Source organism: Flavobacterium sp. YO64 (assembly GCF_004119505.1).
GTDB lineage: Bacteria > Bacteroidota > Bacteroidia > Flavobacteriales > Flavobacteriaceae > Flavobacterium > Flavobacterium oncorhynchi.
This window is the reverse complement of the sequence record NZ_NRQV01000002.1, coordinates 259,215-281,166: the sequence shown is the minus strand read 5'-3', so window position 1 is coordinate 281,166 and position 21,952 is coordinate 259,215. Positions and strand designations below refer to the sequence as shown.

Here is a 21,952-nt window from a genome sequence, read left to right as displayed (position 1 = left end):
TATGGATAATATTAATGTTTTAATTATAGAAGATACTCCAGAACAAAGTGATGCTTTAATAAAAGTACTGCTTGAAAATAATTATACAATTGCGGGAGTGGCAAGGAATTTCACAGATGCTTTACAGGTTTTTTACGAGAAAACGGTCGACATTATTGTGATTGATGTTTTTCTAGATGGAAAACCAGACGGAATTACTTTTGCAGAATCAATTAATATAATTCCAAATGCATCGAAGCCATTTGTGTTTTTAACAAGTTCTCAAGACCGACAGATTTTTGAAAGAGCGAAACTCACAAAACCTTTTAGTTTTTTAATGAAACCTTTTAACGAGCTGGAAATTCTATATGCTATAGAAATGGCTGTTGAAAAGTTTTACGAGCAAACGAATGTTTTTTTGAGCGAAGAACAAGATACTGTAATCAGCAACGACTTTTTGTTTATCAAAAAAAAGAACACCTTGAAAAAAGTTGCTTTAACTGATATTCTCTATATAGAAGTTGAAGAACGTTACTGCAATATTATAACCGAAAAGGAGAAATTTGTAATCCTGATTTCGCTTACCAAAATCAGTGATTTATTAGATAAAAACAAATTCATAAAAACGCATCGCAGCACAATTGTAAATTCAGAAAAAATAGAAGAAATCATTCTTGCCGATAATTTGATTATTTTAAAAGGAAATCACAAAATAACCTTGAGTGACACCTATAAAGATTTCATAAAAAAGATGAATGTTTTATCATAATTAAAACTTTTAAAATAAATATACCTCGCCAAAATCCTCTTTATTTCAAGAGGATTTTTTCGTTTTTACTGCCTATTATTCCTTCGAAAGCAGATACTGCACTTTTCATGACAAGAAAAACGGCTTTCATGACATTTTTAAGATAAGAGCTTAGAATCGAAAGTACTTTTACATCAAGAAACTAATAAAAAAGTAGATGAGAATCACATTAAATCAGAAAACCGAAATGAAACTTTTACCAACCATAAAAAAGATAATAAATAATCCTTGGATTGGGGTAGCTGTTTCTTTAGTCATTATTATTCCATGCTTATACCGAATACTAGACGACATAACTGTTTTAAGAATAGAATATGTATTGCTGGCACTTTCGTTTCCTCTTTATTTAAAATCATTAAAAAAGATATTTGATGAAATCCTAGATAGTACGGATGATTCTTACGAATAAATTCCTTTAAACGATAATATTTGCCCTCAATTCATTAATGCCAAAAACCCTATTCATTAGCTTGATTAGGGTTTTTATTTATGTTGTATGTCTTAAAAAAATTGTTATAATATTCTGCAAAATCACAAAAAGTAAATAAATTATCACAATTTAACAGAAATTCTAAAAGGTTAACATATTTTTTTTGATATATTTGGCTCCAATCAAAAACAAATCATCAAAACCACAAAATCCTTTGAAAAATCATCAAAAAAAGGCTTTTTATCTACTGATATTAAGCACATTACTCACGACCTCTTATTCCTATTGTCAGTCCAATGACCAATCATCATTGTATGATTATTTTGACAATGCCGTTGGAAAAGACAACTTAAACATTAATAATGGAGTTTTACACAGCGAGCCACTTCGTCCAATTGCAAACAAACACAGATATTATCTGGACGAATTCACCATTGGCGATATAAGCTTTGAAAAAGAAATTTATTCCAACTCTTATCTTAAATACGATATCCTTAAAGACGAGGTAATTTTCAAGCATAAAGAACAAACAGATAACTTAGCTATGAATATTGTTAAGGACAAAGTTGATTTTTTTTACATCAATAATAAAAAATTTGTCAATCTAAGATCTGAAAGCATTGAATTTCCAAATATTGTAAAAGGTATTTACGAAGAAAAATATGTTGGAAATGATGTTTCACTCTTCATTAAATATCATAAAGACAAAATAGAAGTTTTTCAGACAGACGGAGTCTATTACAATTTTATTGAGAAAACAAATTATCTCCTAAAATACAATGGATTTTTCTACAAAGCTGACTCACAAAAAGATGTAAAAAAAATCTTTCCTTCTATTAAAAAAGAAATTAATAATTACTACAACGCCAATAGAAAGTTAGCACGATTAGATAAAACTCAATACATGGAAAATCTAACGAAACAAATCAATAATTTTTTTTTAAAAAAAAGTTCTAACTAAATGAAAAAAATTACTCTCCTATTCTTTTTATTAGCCTTTCAATACAATATACAATCACAAGTCATTAGTGATAAAGTTTCTGTTGAACTTAAAAACGCTAACATTAAAACTGCAATTCAAAATATTGAACAAACCTCATATTTTAAATTTTACTACGACGAAAAATGGTTAGAATCTGACAGCACTTCTATTACAAAACAGTATAAAGAAGTTCGTATAGCCGAAATACTCGAAGATGTTTTTCAAAACACTAACATTAACTTTTTTGTTGCCGAAAATAAAGTCATATTAACCAATAACAGCATCATATATAATGAGCTGGCAGACGATTACTTTGGAATTCCGTTAGAAAGAGATGAAAACGGATTAGCTCTTGCTCCTGTTTTTTATCAGCAATTTGACTCGGTAAAAAAAACAAATTCTCGTAATCCTAACAAGAATATTAAGGATATTATACTTATTGGTAAAGAAGTAAAAAATCAAAAAAAGAAAAGTTATATTCTTTCAGGATACGTTAGGGGCGGTAAAAATAAAGGCGGAATTGCAAACATTGTAGTAAAAATTCCAAATACCGAATTTTCAACTATTACGGATAATGACGGACATTATAAACTACAAGTTCCGCCAGGAATCAGCACCGTTGAAACAGAAACTTTTGCTTACGATAAAGTGTCTAAAAAAATAATGGTTTACAATGACGGTACTCTTAATTTTATGGTTGTTGACAACGTAAATCAGCTCGACGAAGTTTTAATTAATACGAATAAAAGTAAAAATGCAAAAGCAGCAATTACAGGAGTCACAACTATTGATGCTGAAGGAATAAAAAACGTTCCATTAGTTCTTGGCGAACGTGACATTCTAAAAGTAGCATTGACAATGCCGGGAATCAAAACATCTGGAGAAGGTTCTTCTGGATATAATGTAAGAGGAGGAAAAGAAGATCAAAATCTATTTTTGTTAGACAATGCCGTTTTATATAATCCGTCGCACTTTTTTGGTTTCTTTACAGCATTAAATCCTTACACAACAAAAAAAGTAGATATTTATAAAGGGAGTATTCCTGCTGAATTTGGAGGCAGATTATCATCTGTTTTTGACATAACTTCAAAAACTGGAAATTTCAATAAATTTGAAGGTGAAGCTGGAATTGGTCCTGCAACAAGCAATGTAATGATTTCTACACCAATTGTAAAAGGCAAATCAAGTCTTGTTGCTGGAGGAAGAGCCAGTTATTCTAATTGGATTCTAAAAAGTCTAGATGATGAGAAATTAAAAAATAGTCAGGCATCATTCTATGACTTCATTTTGAAATATAATCATAAAATAAACGCTAATAATAACATAGAGGCTACAGCTTATTACAGCCACGATAAATTTAGCGTTTCATCTGACTCTCTGTACAAATACAGCAATCGACTAGCAACTTTAAAATGGAATCACACTTTTAATGAGAAAAACAAAGGTTCACTTCTCTTTACCAATAGTGAGTATCGCTTTAATATAGATTATCAGCCTGACGGTGTAAATGCTTTTGATTTTGGCTATAAAATCAATGATACGCAGGCCGCTTTAAAAATGATTTACTTATACAGCGAAAAGCATAAAATTAGCTACGGAATTTCAACTAAACTATACGGTATTAATCCTGGATATTTAAACCCTAAAAATCCTGAATCTATCCTAGTTCCTATTGAAATAGATAAAGAAAGAGGCTTAGAATCTGCAATTTATGTTGGCGATAATTTTAAAGTTACGGATAAATTCTTGGTCGATTTTGGTTTAAGATACTCGTCATTTGCAGCATTAGGAAAATCTACTCAAAGGGTTTACGACGAAAACCTTCCTATAAGTGATGCTACTGTAGTAGAAACTAAAACATTTGGCAATAACGAAGTAATTAAAAGATATGGCGGATTTGAGCCTAGAATAGCTGCACGCTATTTTATAACAGACGATTTTTCTGTTAGAGCAAGTTATGACAAAACGTATCAATACATCCATCTTTTATCAAACAACACTACACAATCTCCAACAGATATTTGGAAGCTTTCAGATTTAAATGTGAAGCCTGAAAGTGCTCAGCAATTTTCGCTAGGTCTTTATAAGAATCTAAAAAATGATGAGTTAGAATTAAGTGTAGAAGGTTACTTTAAGAAATCAAGAAACATATTAGACTATAAAGTAGGTGCTGATTTGTTATTAAATCATAATATAGAAACCGAACTTCTTCAAGGAGATGGTAAAGCTTATGGAATCGAAGTATTATTAAAAAAACAAGTAGGCAGACTTAACGGATGGCTTGGATATACGTATTCTAGATCATTAATTAGACTAAACTCTCAATTTAATGAAGAGAAAGTAAATGGCGGTAAGTTCTTTGCATCTAATTTTGACAAACCTCATGATTTTAGTGCGGTTTTAAACTATAGAATCACAAAACGTTATAGTTTTTCTAGTAACTTCATCTATCAAACCGGAAGACCAATAACGTATCCTGTTGGAAAGTATGATTACGGAAATGCACAATATACCGTTTACAGCGATCGTAACAAATTTAGAATTCCTGATTACTATAGATTAGATGTAGGTTTAAACATTGAAGGAAATCATAAAATAAAAAAATTAACTCATAGCTTCTGGAATATCTCAGTTTATAATGTTTTAGGCAGAAACAACCCTTATTCAGTATTTTTCGTAACGGATAAAGGACAAATTAAAGCCTATAAAACTTCAATATTCTCTGTTCCAATTCCTAGTATTACTTATAATTTCAAATTTTAATAATTATGAAATATTTTAAAATAAAAATCTCCGTTTTTCTTCTTCTATCGCTTGCCATAACAAGTTGTACAGAACAATATGCTTTTAAAACTACCGATTTTGAAAGCGCTCTAGTTGTTGAAGGAACAATCACAAACGAACTTAAAAATCAAACTATAAAAGTTTCCCAAGTTTATCAATTAGAAGAAATTGGTCCTAGATTTGAAAAAGGAGCTAATGTTTTTATCACAGATGATAAAGGCAATGAGTATCAGTTCAAAGAAAACGATAGTCTTTATGTTTCGCTTACACCGTTTAAAGCAATGCCTGGAACAAAGTACAAACTAAACATTAAAACAAAGGAAGGAAAAAATTATACTTCTGACGAACAGCTTCTAACTACAGAAACTAAAATTGACAATATGACTGCAACTGTCGAAACTGTTGATGGACAGCGTGGAGTTCAAATAAATGTAAATAGTTACGATCCTGCCAATACTTCAAAATACTATAGATATGAATATACTGAAACGTACAAAATCATAGCGCCTATGTGGTATTATCAAGAGGCAAATATAAATGTAATACCAGGAACTCCTACTACTCCAGAAAGAGAAGTCATTGTAGTAACTAATAGAGTCAAAGAAGTTAAAACATGTTATTCTTCTAAAACTTCTGATGCTATTCTTCTTAATAACACCAGCACCTCAAGCGAAGATCGTGTACACTATCCTGTTCGTTTTATCAGCGATCAAAATTATATCATCTCACATCGTTATACCATCTTCGTAAAACAGTATGTTCAAAGTTTAGCAGCTTATACTTTTTATAAAACATTGAGAGAATTATCTACATCTGAAAGTATTCTTTCGCCTAAACAGCCTGGATTCTTTTACGGTAATATGAAATCTGTAGAAAATCCTAATGAGAAAGTAATTGGCTTTTTTGAAGTTTCGGCCGTTTCTTCGGATCGAATTTACTTCAACTATAAAGATTTATTTCCGAATGATAACTTACCTCCTTACTATATAGAAGATTGTGATCTAAAAGAATACATCGATTGTCCAGGAGACCTTCCTTGTACAGGCCAAATATTACGTTCCTCCCTTCGAAGCAAAGGCAGAACTCTGTTTTCATGGGATCATGAAAGTAAATACTTTTTGGTAAAAGCACCTTGTGGTGACTGCACTACTTTTTCATCTAACATAGTTCCAACTTTTTGGATAGAATAATTCTTTTTTATCATCTATGAAACAACTATTAATCTATAACCAGACATACATTTTGGAAAGAATTAAACAATTATTGGTTTTAACACTTTTGATTGCAAACAGCTTATTTGTCTCTGCGCAGCAAAACAAAAATAATATAGTAACCAAATCATCACAAGAAACTATTTTTCTTCATTCGAACACAACAACTTTTTTAACCGGAGAAACTTTGTTCTACAAATTATATTGTTTGAACCCTATCAATAACAAACCAAGTTTAATAAGCAAAATAGCTTATATTGAACTTGTTGATAATGAAAAACAATCATTTCAAAAAAACAAAGTTTATCTTGACAAGGGAATTGGAACAGGAGATTATTTTATACCAACAACATTAAAAACAGGAAATTACAAGTTAATTGCCTATACAAAATGGATGTTAAACAATCCGAAATCTCAAACATATGAAATAGATTTATTCATCATAAATCCATTTCAAACTCAAGAGCCTAATGCTAATGTAACTTTTGATAACACACTAAAAAACAGTGTATCATCAACTAATCTATCAACAGATTCAAATCTTGATAATGAAAAAAGAATCGATTTTGAATTAGATAAAAACAGTTATTACACAAGAGATAAAGCGAGCATTAAAGTAAAATCACTTACTGAAATAACCCAAAAAGGAAATTATTCTATTTCTGTTCGAAAGAAAGATCAAATTCCTGCTTTAAAACAAACAACTCCACAAGAGTTTGCAAACAAAACAGCCCGAAATTACAGCGATTATTCTCCTAGTTCATTTTTATTTATTCCAGAACTTCGAGCAGAATTAATTACTGGTTCAATTGTATCAAAAACCAATCAAGATTTAAATAATAAATCACTGTCAATTTCGCTTCCTGGAAAAGAGTATGTTTTAAAAATAGTTAAAACAAACTCTCAGGGGAAATTTACATTTTTATTAGATCGATTTCCAAATTTCTCAAATGCTATTATTCAGGTTCTCGATGAAAACCCATCAGATTTCACTGTTATTTTAGATCCATTACCAAAATTTGATACCTCAGGACTGCAATTTTCATCAAAACTAAATCTAACTGAAGATCTTAAAAAAGAAATCGAAGAACGCTCTACTGCAAGTCAGATTCAAAACGCCTATTATCAAACGAAAAAAGACAGCTTGATACAAGAAGCAGTTATCAGTCCGTTTTTTAACAGCATCGAAAAAACATATGTTCTTGACGACTATACTCGCTTCCCAACCTTAAAGGAGAATGTTGTAGAAATCATATTAGAACTTTATTATAGACGTGTTAACGATAAAAATCAATTGTTTGTACGAAATGGTCATAAAGACCTAACCGCTTACGGACCGCCTTTAATAATTGTCGACGGTCTTCTTATACAAGATTCAAGTGATTTATTTGATTATAATATGGGAAATGTAGACAAAGTAAGCCTTATTAATGAACCTTATGCTTATGGTCCAAAATTATACGGAGGCTTAATCAGTTTTGAAACCAAAAACAGTGACTTTGCTATAAATTTTGTCAAAAAATACATGAAGCCAACTGAAGTTCAAAGACCAAATCCTGCAAAAATTTACTATAACCCTGATTATAGTGCAGGAAATAATTTAAAACGAATTCCAGATTATAGATACCAATTGCTTTGGGAGCCAAATTTATCTTTAGATCAAAAGGAAGAAAATTTATCTTTTTATACCTCAGATCTAAAAGGCGACTTTGAAGTTGTTTTAGAAGGTTTTACAGACGAAGGAAAACCCGTATATATTACAAAAAACATTACAGTAAAATAAATATCAAAATCGGTTCAATTCTTGAACCGATTTTCTTTTGACCTAATTTCTAAAAAAATAAAATTATTTTTCATTTAATTGTAACCTTTTTGCATCTTCAAACGTATAACCATTTGTACACTTAAAAATTGAGGACACAAATAACATGAGACAACTTAAAATCACCAAGCAGGTAACCAATCGTGAAACTGCATCGTTAGATAAATATCTACAAGAAATCGGAAAAGTTGACCTAATTACCGCTGATGAAGAGGTAGAATTAGCACAAAGAATTAAAGCAGGTGATCAAAGAGCATTAGAAAAATTAACAAAAGCCAACCTGCGTTTCGTTGTATCGGTTGCTAAACAATATCAAAATCAAGGATTAACTCTTCCTGATTTAATTAATGAAGGAAACTTAGGTCTTATTAAAGCGGCTCAACGTTTTGATGAAACTCGTGGTTTTAAATTTATATCTTACGCTGTATGGTGGATTCGTCAATCGATTCTTCAAGCATTGGCAGAACAATCTCGTATCGTTCGTTTACCATTAAACAAAATTGGTTCTATCAATAAAATCAACAAAATGTATGCGTTATTAGAGCAATCTAACGAGCGTCCACCTTCTGCTGAAGAAATTGCAAAAGAACTTGACATGACAGTAAATGACGTAAAAGAGTCTATGAAAAACTCTGGTCGTCACTTATCAATGGATGCACCTCTTGTTGAAGGTGAAGATTCTAACCTTTATGACGTTTTACGTTCTGGAGAATCTCCAAACCCAGACAGAGAATTAATTCACGAATCATTACGTACTGAAATTGAACGTTCATTAGAAACATTAACTCCAAGAGAAGCTGATGTTGTTCGTTTGTATTTTGGTCTTGGCGATCAACACCCAATGACTTTAGAAGAAATTGGAGAAACTTTCGACCTAACTCGTGAGCGTGTTCGTCAGATTAAAGAAAAAGCAATCCGTAGATTAAAACATACTTCAAGAAGTAAAATTCTTAAAACTTATCTTGGGTAATCACCCAAAACGCCAGTATATAAATAATTCCAAATTCCAAAAAATTATTGGAGTTTGGAATTTGTTTCAAAATTTCGTATATTGGTATTAAAGCAAACAACAGTTTGATTGACTGTTCGTTTTTTGATTGATGATTGAAACTCCGGCTGATTACCGGAGTTTTTTATTTTACTTGTTTTTTAAGCCCAACGTTATCAAGGTTTTAGCCACAGATTTCACAGATTAAAATGATTAAAAATCTTCTCGCAGATTTAGCAGATTCATTTTGCTGAATTTATTACGAATAATTTAATCAGATCTGCTAAATCTGCTAAATCTACGTAAAAAAAAACTTAGCGCACCTTGCGTAATTCTTTGCGCTCTTTGCGGTTAAAAAAAATTATCTTTGTAAAAAAACAACACACTACAATGAAAAATACACTTATTGCCCCTTCTGTTCTTGCAGCGGATTTTGCTAATCTACAACGTGATATCGAAATGATCAACAACAGCCAAGCTGATTGGTTTCATATCGATATTATGGATGGTGTTTTTGTTCCAAATATTTCTTTTGGAATGCCTGTTTTAGAAGCCATTTCAAAACACGCAAAAAAAACAATCGATGTACATTTAATGATTATTGATCCAGATCGTTACATTAAAACTTTTGCAGATTTAGGAGCTAATATTCTAAGCGTGCATTACGAAGCCTGTACACATTTACACAGAACACTTCAAGCAATTAAAGCAGAAGGAATGAAAGCAGGAGTTGCCATCAATCCGCATACTAATATTGATTTACTAGAAGATGTAATCAATGACATTGATTTAGTTTGCATCATGAGTGTAAATCCTGGTTTTGGAGGTCAGTCGTTTATCGAAAACACGTATGATAAAGTTAGAAAGCTTAAAGCTTTAATTACACGCAAAAATGCTTCGACAATTATCGAAATTGACGGCGGTGTAACGAATAAAAATGCAAAACAACTAGTAGAAGCTGGAGCAGATGTTTTAGTGGCGGGAAGCTTTGTTTTTAAGGCCGAAAATCCAACTCAGACAATTGCCGACTTAAAAAACCTTACTACTTTTTAAATTTCAAAAACAAAAAAGAAAAGTCCAAAATTATTTTTGGACTTTTCTTTTTTTGTTACCTAAAGCCTACTTAGGATCAATCCAATAAGGATTCGCTTTAAGCTTATCTACAACATATTGAATAACTTTCTGAGCTTTCAAACTATTTCCAGCGTTATCTAATGGCGGCGAAATAACAGCAATTCCAAATTTACCTGGACACACTGCTAGCATCCCTCCTCCAACACCGCTCTTTGCAGGAAGCCCAGAATTAAAGAGCCAAATTCCAGAATTATCATACAGACCCGCAGTTGCCATTACAGGCAAGGTATACATTACAGTCGTTTGACTAACCACCTTATTCTTTGTAATAGGATTAACACCTCCATTTGCCAATGTGGCCGCCATTGTAGCAAGATCCTTTACATTTACATTCAATGCGCATTGTTTTGTATAAATATCTGTTGCTTCTACCGGATCAAAATACATTCTATTATAAGCCAATAACAAATGTGCAATGGCTTGATTACGCAAATTATCGCCAGCCTCACTTATATAAACAGGACGATTTATAGAGAGTTGTCTTCCCGCAAAATCACTCTGAATTTTCTGGATTTCTTTCCATTTTGCTATAGAATCATTACCTCTTACAAGACTTGTGGCCGCAATAGCTCCAGGATTTACAAGAGGATTAATTTTATCCCCTTTATTCATTTCTACCGCAACAATAGAATTAAATGGCAGCCCAGTCGCATTTACACCTATTTTGTCCTGCAAAAACTGAGGCCCTTCTTGTTCAATTACTTTTGCCATAGTAAATACTTTCGATATACTTTGAATTGAAACCATTGAGGCTATATCACCTTTTGTATATACCGCTCCGTCTGCAGTAACGAGTGCAATACCAAAAATATTGGGATCCACATTGGCTAACTCTTTAATATAGTCTGCATTTTTTCCTTCTTTTAAATCTTTAAATTTATTAAAGGCCTCATTAAGTGTATTTTCTATATTTTTTTTATTCAGTAATGTTTGGCTATAGCCTTGGTTTATGATAAAAACGATCATTAAAACAACAAAAATCATTTGCTTCTTCATTCTAAAAAATTGCATTCTTATTTGTATTCTATATTAATTTATAACAGGACATTATTTAATTAAAAATCCTTACTGCTTTTTAAGTTTTTCAAATTCGGAAAGAAGTCAATTCCTGTCATTTTCTCTAAAGTTTCAATAGGAACTTCAAAATCATAAATTGACTTATCGCTGTCTTCGTTAGGAACTAGAAAAGCAATTGCTTTGTGTTCTTTCCCTGATTTAGCTAAGACAATTTTATAAAAATATTTAGGAACAGAAACTTTCTCTGTTCCTATTTTTTTATCCGAATCTTTCAAAATTCCGCCAGTGACCACATAAATATCATTGTATTTTCCCGCCCAATAACGTGTTTTTTGCTCTAATCTATTCCAAATTCCACTATTGAAATCATGTTTTTGAGGAGAGATATTCGATGTATAAAAAGTATCATTATAAGCTTCTTCACTAAATTCCATGTCTCCTGCCGGGCAAAGATGACCTTTATCGTAACCCGATTTTTTATAATTTCTCCAGTCTGCAGAACCGGTAGTAACTTTGGGATCTTCTATAAAATAAGGGCGTTTATAGTCGCCATTTTTCAAATAATCTTTCTTTAATTCATACGCGACCCATTCAGCCTGTTCAAACTTTTCATTGTAAGATAATGTATAATATTTGTGTTTTACAATTTGATTGGTTGTCGATGTTGGCAAATAAACTGCCGTATACAAAGAATCTGTCACATTTTGAACTGGAGCAAAAGAAGTTTGTTTCAGAACCGCTTCCTTTTCATCAATATTTTCTTTTTTACAAGCAACTAATGTAATCCCCAATAAACCTAAAATAATATAATTCTTCATTGCAGCGCAGTCGTTATTTTTAAAATAAACTTACAAAAAACGCTCCATAAATTTTAAACCTATGGAGCGTTTTTAATAACAAATTAATTCTATCGAGAACTAAGATTTCACCAATTTATCCTTTTTCATTTTCGGAGAAACTGTATTTTTCACATAACCTTTTGGTGATTGTAAATCATCTAAAACATTCAAAGCTTCTTCAACATAAACATCTTTAGACAAAGCTTGATGCCAAACATCTCTTTTCTCTTTCAAAGTTGCGTCGCTGCTCATTTCAGCTTCTTCATAAGGCAGTGATTTAAAAACTAAGTTGTTTTTATAATCAGAAATTGGTTTGTATTTTTTTCCTTCATTTTCAACTTGCTCTTGAGTTTCTTTAAAACTCTTAATATTCAAGCTGTATGTGTTTTCTTTGTTTTTAACATCAATCCATTTCGCATTATCTTCAATTAATTTAAATTGAGGACTTTGCGCAATTCTGTTTTTACTATTCTGAATTGCTTTAGTAAAATTCTCGTTAGAAGTCCAGGTGCTGTAATCAGCTGGATCAATTTTATCCCACGGCATTGCATTGTCAATATCACGTTCTCCCATTTTCAGGTAAGCATAACGATCTGGCATAACAACATCACTGTGAACACCTTCTAACTGTGTAGAACCTCCGTTAATTCTATAGAATTTTTGACCTGTAATTTTCAATGCTCCCAAATCTCCGTAATTTGCGTTACGAACAAACTGATTCAAATCAAGTACATTTTGAACTGTTCCTTTGCCATAAGTTTGTTTACTACCTATGATAACTCCACGTTTGTAATCTTGAATTGCCGCAGCCAAAATTTCAGAAGCCGATGCAGAGAAGCTGTTTACCATAATTACTAATGGTCCATCCCACTCTATTTTTTTATCTTTATCGTATAAAACTTCTTTCTTTTTACCTGCAGATTTTACCTGAACAATTGGTCCTTCTTCAATAAATAAACCAGCAATATCAACAACCGTAGAAAGAGATCCACCGCCATCATCACGAACGTCAAGAACGATTCCGTTTATGTTCTCTTTTTTCAATCTTTCTACTTCAAGAGCGATATCTTTTCCTGCATCACGGCCGTCTTTGTTTTCAAAATCGATATAAAATTTAGGCAGGTAAATAACCCCGTATTTTAGTCCGTCTTTTTCAACAATACTTGATTTTGCATAAGTTTCTTCGATTTCAACAACATCTCTAATAATCGAAATAACCTTAATACTTCCGTCTACTTTTTTAACCGTTAGTTTTACTTCAGTTCCTTTGTGTCCTTTAATTTTTTTCACGACATCATCAAGACGCATTCCAACTACATCTACAGGCTCTTCATTTCCTTGAGCGACTTTCAAGATCAAATCTCCTGCTTCAAGTTGTTTTCCTTTCCAAGCTGGTCCACCAGAAATTAATTCATCGATTTGTGTGAAATCATTTTTCTTGGTTAATCTTGCTCCAATTCCTTCTAGTTTTCCACTAATATTTACATCAAAACGATCTTTTTCTTCTGGTGCAAAATAACTTGTATGCGGATCAAAACGAGCCATAATTGAATTCAAATACACTGAAAACCAATAATCTTTATTCAAATCTTTAATAACACTAAAATTATCATCTAAAGATTTTAATGAGCTGTCACGAGTTTCTTTCTCTAAAGCTTCAAAAGTTTTTTCTTTGTAAGCTGGATCTTTTTTCTTTTTCTCTTCTTCAATTTTCTGTTTTGTAACCAACGATGAAAGCGTAGATAACTTAATTTGTTTTCTCCATCTTTCATTAATCTCCGTTAAGTTTTTCGCATAAGGAAGATGCTCATAATCTGAATTAAAAGTCTCGTCAGTGTTATAATTAAATGGCTGTGCTAAAATCGTTTTGTAACGTTTTTTGCTCTCTTCCATTCTTTTCATCAACCTCGTGTACGTCAAATTAAAAAACGTCAAATCTTTATTCAAAAACTGATCGTCAAGCATTAATTCATATTGCTTAAACTCATCAATATCTGATTGAAGAAAAAACCTTTTAGAAGGATCTAAAGCTTCGATATAATCTTTGAAAATACCTTTAGAGAATTCGTCATTAACTTCAGCCGGGCTGTAATGTCCTTTTTCAATAACAAACGCTAGTAATTCCAGAAGTGTTTTATCTCTATTTGGATCCGGATCGCCAGATTTGTCTGCATTTATTTTAAAAGCAAACAAGGTAAGAGACAAGCATAATACGGCTATAAGGATTTTATAATTTCTTTTCATAAACTTAATAATAGCATTCATCAAATTTTTTAATCTAAGTTACGGTAAAAACTATGCCAACATGCCAAGTTCACTATAATTTTTTGTTAAAGATATAAAAATGTTTGATGCGCAAAAGTCTTCCCGAATTTAGTTTACAATTTTTATTTATTTGTTAGTATTCTACCAAAATCTGTTACTACATTTGTTTTAAGAAGCTTTAATTTTGATAAATTAAAAATACAAATCACAGCATGAGTACTCAAAAACCTTTAATATTAGTAACAAACGACGACGGAATTCTTGCTCCAGGAATAAGGGCTTTGATAAGTGTAATGGAAACAATTGGCGATGTTGTTGTTGTTGCTCCAGATAAACCACAGAGCGCCATGGGACACGCGATTACCATAAATAACACTTTGTTTTTAGACAAAATCTCTAAAGATGAAGATACAATTACAGAATACAGCTGTTCTGGAACGCCTGTTGACTGTGTAAAACTGGCAGTAAATGAAATTTTAAAAAGAAAGCCAGATTTATGCGTTTCAGGAATCAATCACGGATCTAATTCGTCTATTAATGTGATTTATTCTGGAACTATGAGTGCTGCTGTTGAAGCAGGAATTGAAGGGATTCAAGCAATTGGTTTTTCTCTTTTGGACTTTGACTGGAATGCCGATTTTGAACCTGTCAAGGCTTTTGTAAAGAAAATAACTTTAGAAACTCTGGCTAACAAACTTCCAGAAGGTGTGGTTTTAAATGTCAATTTTCCAAAACTAAGTCAAAAAGAAATTAAAGGAATAAAAATCTGCCGTCAGGCAAAAGCTTTTTATTCTCAAAAATTTGACAAAAGACAAACTCCTTTTGGAAAAGATTATTACTGGCTTACGGGCAAATTTGTAAATGAAGATAAAGGGGAAGATACAGATGAATGGGCTTTAGAGAACGGATACATTTCAGTTGTTCCGGTACAATTTGACTTAACCGCTCATCATTCGATGCAGCAACTTAATACTTGGAATTTAAATGAATAAAAAAGATTTTATAATTGGATTTATTATCGGGATCTTGACTTCTGTTCTTGGCAGTCTTTTATTCATTAAAACCTTTACATCACTTGATCTTTCAACAGGAATTCAAACTATAAAACAGCAAGGTTATTTAGGAAAAGTAATTACGATTGGCACCACTTTAGATCTTGCTGTTTTTCTAATTCTTTTAAACAGAAATAAAGAAATGATGGCAAGAGGCGTAATTTTGGCGGTGATTGTTTTAGCAATTTCAACTCTAATTATTTAAAAACCTATCTTTGCGCAGCAATAAAAATTGGTCAACATGAAATACTACATAATAGCTGGTGAAGCTTCTGGAGATTTACACGGTTCAAATTTAATGAAAGCATTGTATGAGGAAGATCCTCAAGCTGACATTAGATTTTGGGGCGGTGACTTAATGCAAAAAGCCGGCGGAACATTAGTAAAGCATTATCGCGAGTTGGCTTTTATGGGATTTGTTGAAGTTATTTTTAACTTAAAAACCATATTAAATAATATTAAAATCTGTAAAAAAGACATTACTGAATTTCAGCCTGATGTTTTAATTTTTATTGATTATCCGGGTTTTAATATGCGTATTGCAAAATGGGCCAAAGCTCTTAACTATAAAACACATTATTATATTTCGCCGCAAATTTGGGCTTGGAAAGAAAACCGAATCAATGCCATAAAACATGATATTGATAAGATGTTTGTGATTTTACCTTTTGAAAAAAGTTTTTATGAGGACAAACATCATTTTCCTGTTGATTTTGTAGGACATCCTTTGATTGATGCCATTCAGAATCAACCTTCTTTTAATGAAATTGCATTTAGAACAGAAAATAATTTGGGCGAAAAACCAATTATTGCCGTTTTACCAGGAAGCCGTAAACAGGAGATAACAAAAATGCTGAGTGTAATGCTGAGCGTTGTTGACGATTTTCAAGATTATGAATTTGTTATTGCTGGTGCACCGAGTCAAGATTTTGAGTTTTACCAACAGTTTATAAAAAATAAAAACATAGCATTTGTTTCGAACAAAACATATGATTTACTCCGTTCCTCTACAGCTGCTTTAGTAACTTCGGGAACTGCAACTTTGGAAACGGCTCTTTTTAAAGTTCCAGAAGTTGTTTGTTACAAAGGAAGTTCTATCTCTTACCAAATTGCAAAACGTATCATTACTTTAAAATACATTTCGCTGGTTAATTTAATTATGGATCAGGAAGTTGTAACTGAATTAATTCAAAGCGAATGCAATACAAAACGCATAAAAGAAGAATTAAACAAATTACTTGAACCTTCTTATCGTACCAAACTGCTTAAAAACTATGATATTTTAGAAGAAAAACTTGGCGGAGTTGGTGCCAGTAAAAAAACAGCTAAACTTATTGTTGCCGATTTAAAAGCTTAATTTTTTTTATTTTGAAAAAACTACTCATTTTCCTTCTTTTAACCGTGCTGTTTGCTTCTTGTAAATCTGCCTCTAATGCTGTGAGCAAAAAAGAATCGAAACGAGAAAATAGATATGTTGTAAGTAATTTGATTGAAACAGCAACGGACAATATTGGTGTTAAATACAAAGCTGGAGGAACAACAAAAAGCGGTTTTGACTGTTCTGGACTAGTTTTTACTACATTCGAATCTGAACATATTAAGCTTCCTAGAAGTTCTTTTGAGCAGGCTAAAATTGGAACAATAATAAAATTTAATGATGCTCAAAAAGGGGACTTAATTTTTTTTAAAACCAACAGAAGCAGACAAATTAATCATGTAGGACTAATTGTTGAAGTCAGCTCAAATGAAATAAAGTTTGTACATTCTTCTACTTCAAAAGGTGTTATAATTTCATCTACCAAAGAGCCTTATTATCAAAATTCCTTTGCACAAATCAATCGAGTAATAGAATAACTTTTTTAGTTTATTTATATTCTTTTTCTTACGTAAATTTAATACTTTTAAACCATGAAAGTATTAGATTTTCCTTTAGTTAAAATTACGTTATGCTTTATTTTAGGCATAATAATCTCTTATTATTGCCAGCCTTCTATCTCGACTGCTTGTATATTATTTCTTTTTAGCACGCTTCTATTTTGTCTGCTTTATTTTACATCAAAAAACAACAAAAAAACAAACATTTATTTTGGATTAAGCACTTATCTAATTTCATTCTCTACAGGAATATGCGTGTTGATTTTTCACACTGATTCTTTTGACAAGTCTAATTATACACACTCAAAAACGGCATTCGAAAAACCACACTTTATAACTTTCATACTTCGCGAAAAACTTAAAAGTAACAATTATAGCGATCGTTACATTGGGCTCATCAAAGAAATTGACAGCAACATTTATTCAGGTAAAATAATAGTAAACATTCAAAAAGACAGTTTGCACAATCCTTTAATTATAGGAAATACAATTAGAGTAAAATCTACTTTACGCCGAACTCCATCTAACAAAAATCCGAATCAATTTGATTATTCCAAATACTTATCAGACAAACAAATATATGCGCAATTGTACTGCGAGAAGTCAGAAATCTCAATAAGCAAAACAATCAAAAAAGACATTTGGTACTATTGCGGACGCTTGCATTCAACTATTCTAAAAAATCTTGAAAGTGCTCATTTTAATAAAGACGAAATGAATGTTGCGCTTGCATTAATATTAGGTCAGCAGCAAGAAATTTCATCAGACATAATTAAAGATTATCAATATTCTGGAGCGACACATGTTCTTTCGGTTTCTGGCTTACACGTTGGGTTTATAATGCTGTTTATTGCTTTTATTTTAAAACCTATTCCTAATACTCGCAAAGGTTCTGCCATTAAATTAATTTCAATTTTAATATCATTAGCCGGTTTTGCAATAATTTCAGGTTTATCGCCTTCGGTACTGCGCTCGGTTGTCATGTTTTCTTTTGTCGCAATAGGCAGTCATTTGCGTCGAAGCGGAAATATTTATCATACTCTCCTAGTTTCAATTTTACTTATATTACTATTTGAACCTTATTTTTTGTTTGATGTTGGTTTTCAATTGAGTTATTTAGCGTTGCTGTTTATTGTTTGGCTTCAACCGGAACTAAAAAAAATATGGACTCCTAAAAACAAAATATCAATTTATATTTGGGATGCATTAACCGTTTCTTTTGCTGCTCAAATTGGCACTCTGCCTCTATGTCTTTATTATTTTCATCAATTTCCGGGTTTATTTTTTGTAACCAATATTGTTATTCTTCCTATTTTGTCTTTTATAATGATTGCTGGAATAATCGTTATGATAATTGCCATTTTTATAAGTCCGCCAATGTTTCTTGTTGAAATTTTTGAAAAAAGCATTTATCTTTTAAACCAAACGATTCATTATGTTGCATCGTTTGAATCATTTGTTTTTCAAAATATAAGCTTTAACTGGTATTATCTATTTTCTCTTTATTTTCTAATTATCAGCGGTATTATTTGGTCAAAAAACAGAACTTTTACTCATTTTTCCGCGTTTGCACTATCCATAATTTTACTGCAGTTGTCTTTAATTTATACTAAAAAAGAAATCGCAGGTCAACATGAATTAATTGTTTACAACGTAAAGAAAAGCACATTGATAACCACAAGGGCAGGAAAAAATATTACATTTTATGCTGCAGATACTATTTTAAAACCTAATACAAGAAACTTTATACTTAATTCTTATTTAGTGGGAAATTTTGGAACATTGAGTGAACCAAAAAAAATCAAAAACACACTATTTTTTAATGGTAAAAAAATTCTTATTATAGACAGCACAGGAATTTACGTTGATAAATTACAACCCGATATTCTAATTCTAACACAATCTCCAAAAATAAATCTTGATCGAGTTTTAGCAAATCTTCATCCCAAAGTCATTGTGGCTGATGCTTCTAATTCCTACAAAATTCAAAAAATTTGGGAGGCAAGCTGCGCTAAAAAAAATATCCCTTTTCATGCTACTGCCGAAAAGGGATTCTACAAATTAAACTAAGAAAACTTAATTAAATTCACTATTCACTTGGGTGCAAAATATTATTAGATTCAGCGATCCATGCTTTTGCACCGCCGGGCTTGTAAGCAATCTTACCTAAAGCACTAAAAGTTGTTTTATTTTTTCTTATCGAAGCTATTGCATAGCAAACTTCAGGAAGATCTTCAACGCCAAAAGCATTTTTCAGTTTAATATTTTGTTCTTTATCAGTAGCTGAAGCTGAAGAATCTGATAGATCTAGTTTTACCAAAACGACATTATCTCGAGACCAAACAGCAAAATCTGGGGTTTTAAAAATTTCATTTTGCAAATTTTCTGGTACTCCTGCGCCAGTGAATAAAATTAACATTGGCTTTTTCTGTTCATTGCTGATTGCAATGGCATCTGTCATGTTTGTCCGCCAAGCGAGATTTTGCGCCTGCATAAAAAATGAACCTAAAAAAAATAGTAGGATAAGTAATTTTTTAGTCATAGTAGATTGGTTTTTGGTTAGTATAGCGTGACGAAATTAACATAATATTTTAATTATCCAAATTTAATAAACACAAAAAATACATTATATGTTTTTTAAACGATGTTTAAACACTAAACCACTAATTACTCCTAAAATGAAGATCTTTTTCTTATGTATAAAAAAACTCCTTACATTACTGTAAGGAGTTTTTATTTATAGAACTTAATTTTCGCTTTTTATGACTTTTTAGGATGAACGATCTCTTCTGCCACAGTTAACCAAGCCGAAGGTCCTCCCGCGACATAACCTGTTTTTCCAAGACCTTTAAAATTAATTTTTCCGTCTTTAGATTCTGCACTGGTAAAAAACACGGTAGGAAATCCTTGAATTCCAAAAGCCTGTTGTAATTCATTGTTCTGACTTTTTAACTCAGGCGTTTGAGGAACGCTTCTTGGATAGTCAAGCTCTACCAAAACAACATTATCAACTGCCCATTTTTTAAATTCAACCGTTTTCAATACTTCATTCTGCAAACGAATGCACCATCCGCACCAATCACTGCCGGTAAAGAACATCAACATTGGTTTCTTCTCTTTATTACTTACTGTAATTGCTTCCTTAACATCTGTATACCACTTTAGCTCTTGCGCTTGAGTTGTAAATGCACCAATTAAAAACAATGTTATTAAGAATATCTTTTTCATGTTCTTTTATTTTTTGACAAATTTAATCAAAAAGTCAATAATAATTAACTATTTAACTTCTTGCATTAATTTTCTAATTATTGGAGAAATAGCGATCAAAATAACTCCTGCAATTAGCGAATAAATTGCCAATTGATAGTAACCCTCTGTGTAAGACTGTAATTTAGAAACTAAAGTATCTCCAGTATTTGATCTTGAGATTTCAGCTCCTAACTTTCCTGCTGCCAGCTGACCAAAAGCACTAGCTAAAAACCACAATCCCATCATCATTCCAAACAATCTTTTTGGAGACAATTTTGTAATAATCGACATTCCAATAGGCCCTAAACAAAGCTCACCGATTGTCGTAACTAAATAAGCTAAAGTAAACACGTTTAATGACGCTATACCTTTTGAATCAGCAAAAAATCTAGTAAGATAGAAGATATAGAAAGAGGCTGCCAGAAACAAAAATCCAATTCCAAATTTAATTAATGTATTTGGCTCTATTTTTCGTTTCCCTAACCAAATCCATAATAGCCCAATAATAGGACTTAAAACAACTACAAAAAAGGTATTTGAACTATTATTGACAACATTTGGGTCAATATTAAAAAACAACAATTTATTATTCAAATTATCTTTTGCAAAAAGAGATAATGAACCACCACTTTGTTCATAAATGGAATTAAACAAGAAATAGAAAAATACAAATAAGAAAGCTGCAAAAAGTTTCTTTTGCATTTTTACATCTCCGAGTTTAAACAATTCATATACAAAATACAAAACCGCAACGATACCAATTGTATACATGAAATAATCTGTATAATCCGTATTTTTTACCATTACAAAAATAAACGGTAAACTTAAAATTGATAAAGCATATACTGCTATTTCGCGAATTCGTCTTTTACCAGGCTCTAAATTCAACAATGGAGAATCTCCAATCGGTCCTAAATATTTCTTAGTAAACAAAAATGTAATTAAACCTAAAAACATTACTATAGCGGCTGACAAAAAGCATAACTGCCAAGAATAATATTTACCTAAATAAACACATAAAGCGCCTCCAAAAAGACCTCCTACATTGATTCCTGCATAAAACATTCCGTAACCAGCATCTCTACGTCCATCACTTTCGTGATACAACTCTCCTACCATTGATGAAACATTTGGTTTAAAAAAACCTGTTCCAATAATAGAAAATGCAATACCATAGTAAAAGAAATCATGGGGTGAAACAGCGATCAAAAGATTTCCAAGAATCATAACGATTCCTCCAAAAAATAATGATTTTTTAAATCCTAAAACTTTATCAGCAAAAATACCTCCAATAAAAGTAAATGCATATACAAAAGCTTGAATTGCACCGTATTGCAAACTAGCATGATCTTCTTTCAAAAAAAGCTGATCTACCATAAAAATAACAAGAACCCCCCGCATTCCGTAAAAGCAAAAACGCTCCCACATTTCGACAAAAAACAAGTACCACAATTGCTTTGGATAATTGCCTTTAAAATTTTGAATTTCCTCTAAAGTAATCTTCTGTTCCATTTATT

Annotated in this window: 19 protein-coding genes; 13 read left to right on the top strand and 6 right to left on the bottom strand. The window is 31.6% G+C overall.

Annotated features, from left to right (window positions below; genetic code table 11):
• Nucleotide 1 precedes the first annotated feature (1 nt).
• From BOW57_RS02565 to rpe, 8 genes are all read left to right on the top strand, one after another.
• Nucleotides 2–748 carry a LytTR family DNA-binding domain-containing protein gene (locus BOW57_RS02565; RefSeq protein ID WP_129052940.1) on the top strand — a complete coding sequence of 249 codons (747 nt, stop codon included), beginning with the start codon at nucleotides 2–4 and terminating at the stop codon, nucleotides 746–748.
• Between the two features lie 196 nt (nucleotides 749–944).
• Entirely contained in the window at nucleotides 945–1,196 is a 252-nt protein-coding gene (locus tag BOW57_RS02560; RefSeq protein ID WP_089052531.1) for a hypothetical protein, read from the top strand.
• Between the two features lie 235 nt (nucleotides 1,197–1,431).
• Nucleotides 1,432–2,178 (top strand): hypothetical protein, encoded by a 747-nt coding sequence (locus tag BOW57_RS02555; RefSeq protein ID WP_129052939.1) that lies wholly within the window; start codon nucleotides 1,432–1,434, stop codon nucleotides 2,176–2,178.
• A complete protein-coding gene (locus tag BOW57_RS02550; protein WP_129052938.1) occupies nucleotides 2,179–4,962 on the top strand; it encodes a TonB-dependent receptor domain-containing protein in 2,784 nt (927 codons plus the stop codon). It begins immediately after the preceding gene.
• Between the two features lie 5 nt (nucleotides 4,963–4,967).
• Nucleotides 4,968–6,173 carry a DUF4249 domain-containing protein gene (locus tag BOW57_RS02545; RefSeq protein ID WP_129052937.1) on the top strand — a complete coding sequence of 402 codons (1,206 nt, stop codon included), beginning with the start codon at nucleotides 4,968–4,970 and terminating at the stop codon, nucleotides 6,171–6,173.
• A gap of 16 nt (nucleotides 6,174–6,189) precedes the next feature.
• Complete coding sequence (locus BOW57_RS02540; protein ID WP_129052936.1) at nucleotides 6,190–7,977, top strand: hypothetical protein; 1,788 nt, start codon at nucleotides 6,190–6,192, stop codon at nucleotides 7,975–7,977.
• Nucleotides 7,978–8,122: 145 nt separating this feature from the next.
• Nucleotides 8,123–8,986 (top strand): RNA polymerase sigma factor RpoD/SigA, encoded by an 864-nt coding sequence (locus tag BOW57_RS02535; protein WP_007804760.1) that lies wholly within the window; start codon nucleotides 8,123–8,125, stop codon nucleotides 8,984–8,986.
• A 408-nt stretch (nucleotides 8,987–9,394) separates the two neighbouring features.
• Nucleotides 9,395–10,057: a ribulose-phosphate 3-epimerase gene (rpe, locus tag BOW57_RS02530; protein WP_129052935.1), complete on the top strand. Its 663-nt coding sequence runs from the start codon at nucleotides 9,395–9,397 to the stop codon at nucleotides 10,055–10,057.
• Between the two features lie 66 nt (nucleotides 10,058–10,123).
• Here rpe and glsA read toward each other — a convergent pair whose 3' ends face one another.
• The 3 genes from glsA to BOW57_RS02515 all read right to left on the bottom strand — a co-directional run bounded on the left by glsA (nucleotide 10,124) and on the right by BOW57_RS02515 (nucleotide 14,259).
• Nucleotides 10,124–11,134 (bottom strand): glutaminase A, encoded by a 1,011-nt coding sequence (glsA, locus tag BOW57_RS02525; RefSeq protein ID WP_206734728.1) that lies wholly within the window; start codon nucleotides 11,132–11,134, stop codon nucleotides 10,124–10,126.
• Nucleotides 11,135–11,193: 59 nt separating this feature from the next.
• Nucleotides 11,194–11,973 (bottom strand): DNA/RNA non-specific endonuclease, encoded by a 780-nt coding sequence (locus tag BOW57_RS02520; RefSeq protein WP_129052933.1) that lies wholly within the window; start codon nucleotides 11,971–11,973, stop codon nucleotides 11,194–11,196.
• A 99-nt stretch (nucleotides 11,974–12,072) separates the two neighbouring features.
• Nucleotides 12,073–14,259 (bottom strand): carboxy terminal-processing peptidase, encoded by a 2,187-nt coding sequence (locus tag BOW57_RS02515; RefSeq protein WP_129052932.1) that lies wholly within the window; start codon nucleotides 14,257–14,259, stop codon nucleotides 12,073–12,075.
• Nucleotides 14,260–14,471: 212 nt separating this feature from the next.
• Here BOW57_RS02515 and surE point away from each other — a divergent pair, with 212 nt between their 5' ends.
• The 5 genes from surE to BOW57_RS02490 are packed head-to-tail and all read left to right on the top strand — an operon-like array spanning nucleotide 14,472 to nucleotide 19,256.
• Complete coding sequence (gene surE, locus BOW57_RS02510; RefSeq protein ID WP_129023911.1) at nucleotides 14,472–15,251, top strand: 5'/3'-nucleotidase SurE; 780 nt, start codon at nucleotides 14,472–14,474, stop codon at nucleotides 15,249–15,251.
• Entirely contained in the window at nucleotides 15,244–15,516 is a 273-nt protein-coding gene (locus tag BOW57_RS02505; RefSeq protein WP_129052931.1) for a hypothetical protein, read from the top strand. The genes surE and BOW57_RS02505 overlap by 8 nt, the downstream gene beginning before the upstream one ends.
• A 36-nt stretch (nucleotides 15,517–15,552) precedes the next feature.
• Entirely contained in the window at nucleotides 15,553–16,668 is a 1,116-nt protein-coding gene (gene lpxB / locus BOW57_RS02500; RefSeq protein WP_089052520.1) for a lipid-A-disaccharide synthase, read from the top strand.
• Nucleotides 16,669–16,679: 11 nt separating this feature from the next.
• On the top strand, nucleotides 16,680–17,165 hold the full coding sequence (locus BOW57_RS02495) for a C40 family peptidase (RefSeq protein ID WP_129052930.1): 486 nt from the start codon (nucleotides 16,680–16,682) through the stop codon (nucleotides 17,163–17,165).
• A gap of 54 nt (nucleotides 17,166–17,219) precedes the next feature.
• Nucleotides 17,220–19,256 (top strand): ComEC/Rec2 family competence protein, encoded by a 2,037-nt coding sequence (locus BOW57_RS02490; protein ID WP_129052929.1) that lies wholly within the window; start codon nucleotides 17,220–17,222, stop codon nucleotides 19,254–19,256.
• Nucleotides 19,257–19,275: 19 nt separating this feature from the next.
• Here the strand turns inward: BOW57_RS02490 and BOW57_RS02485 are convergent, their stop codons facing one another.
• From BOW57_RS02485 to BOW57_RS02475, 3 genes are all read right to left on the bottom strand, one after another.
• Nucleotides 19,276–19,728, bottom strand: a complete 453-nt coding sequence (locus BOW57_RS02485) for a hypothetical protein (protein WP_089052517.1) — start codon at nucleotides 19,726–19,728, stop codon at nucleotides 19,276–19,278.
• Between the two features lie 218 nt (nucleotides 19,729–19,946).
• A complete protein-coding gene (locus tag BOW57_RS02480; protein ID WP_129052928.1) occupies nucleotides 19,947–20,414 on the bottom strand; it encodes a thioredoxin family protein in 468 nt (155 codons plus the stop codon).
• Between the two features lie 48 nt (nucleotides 20,415–20,462).
• On the bottom strand, nucleotides 20,463–21,947 hold the full coding sequence (locus BOW57_RS02475; RefSeq protein WP_129052927.1) for a peptide MFS transporter: 1,485 nt from the start codon (nucleotides 21,945–21,947) through the stop codon (nucleotides 20,463–20,465).
• Nucleotides 21,948–21,952: the final 5 nt, after the last annotated feature.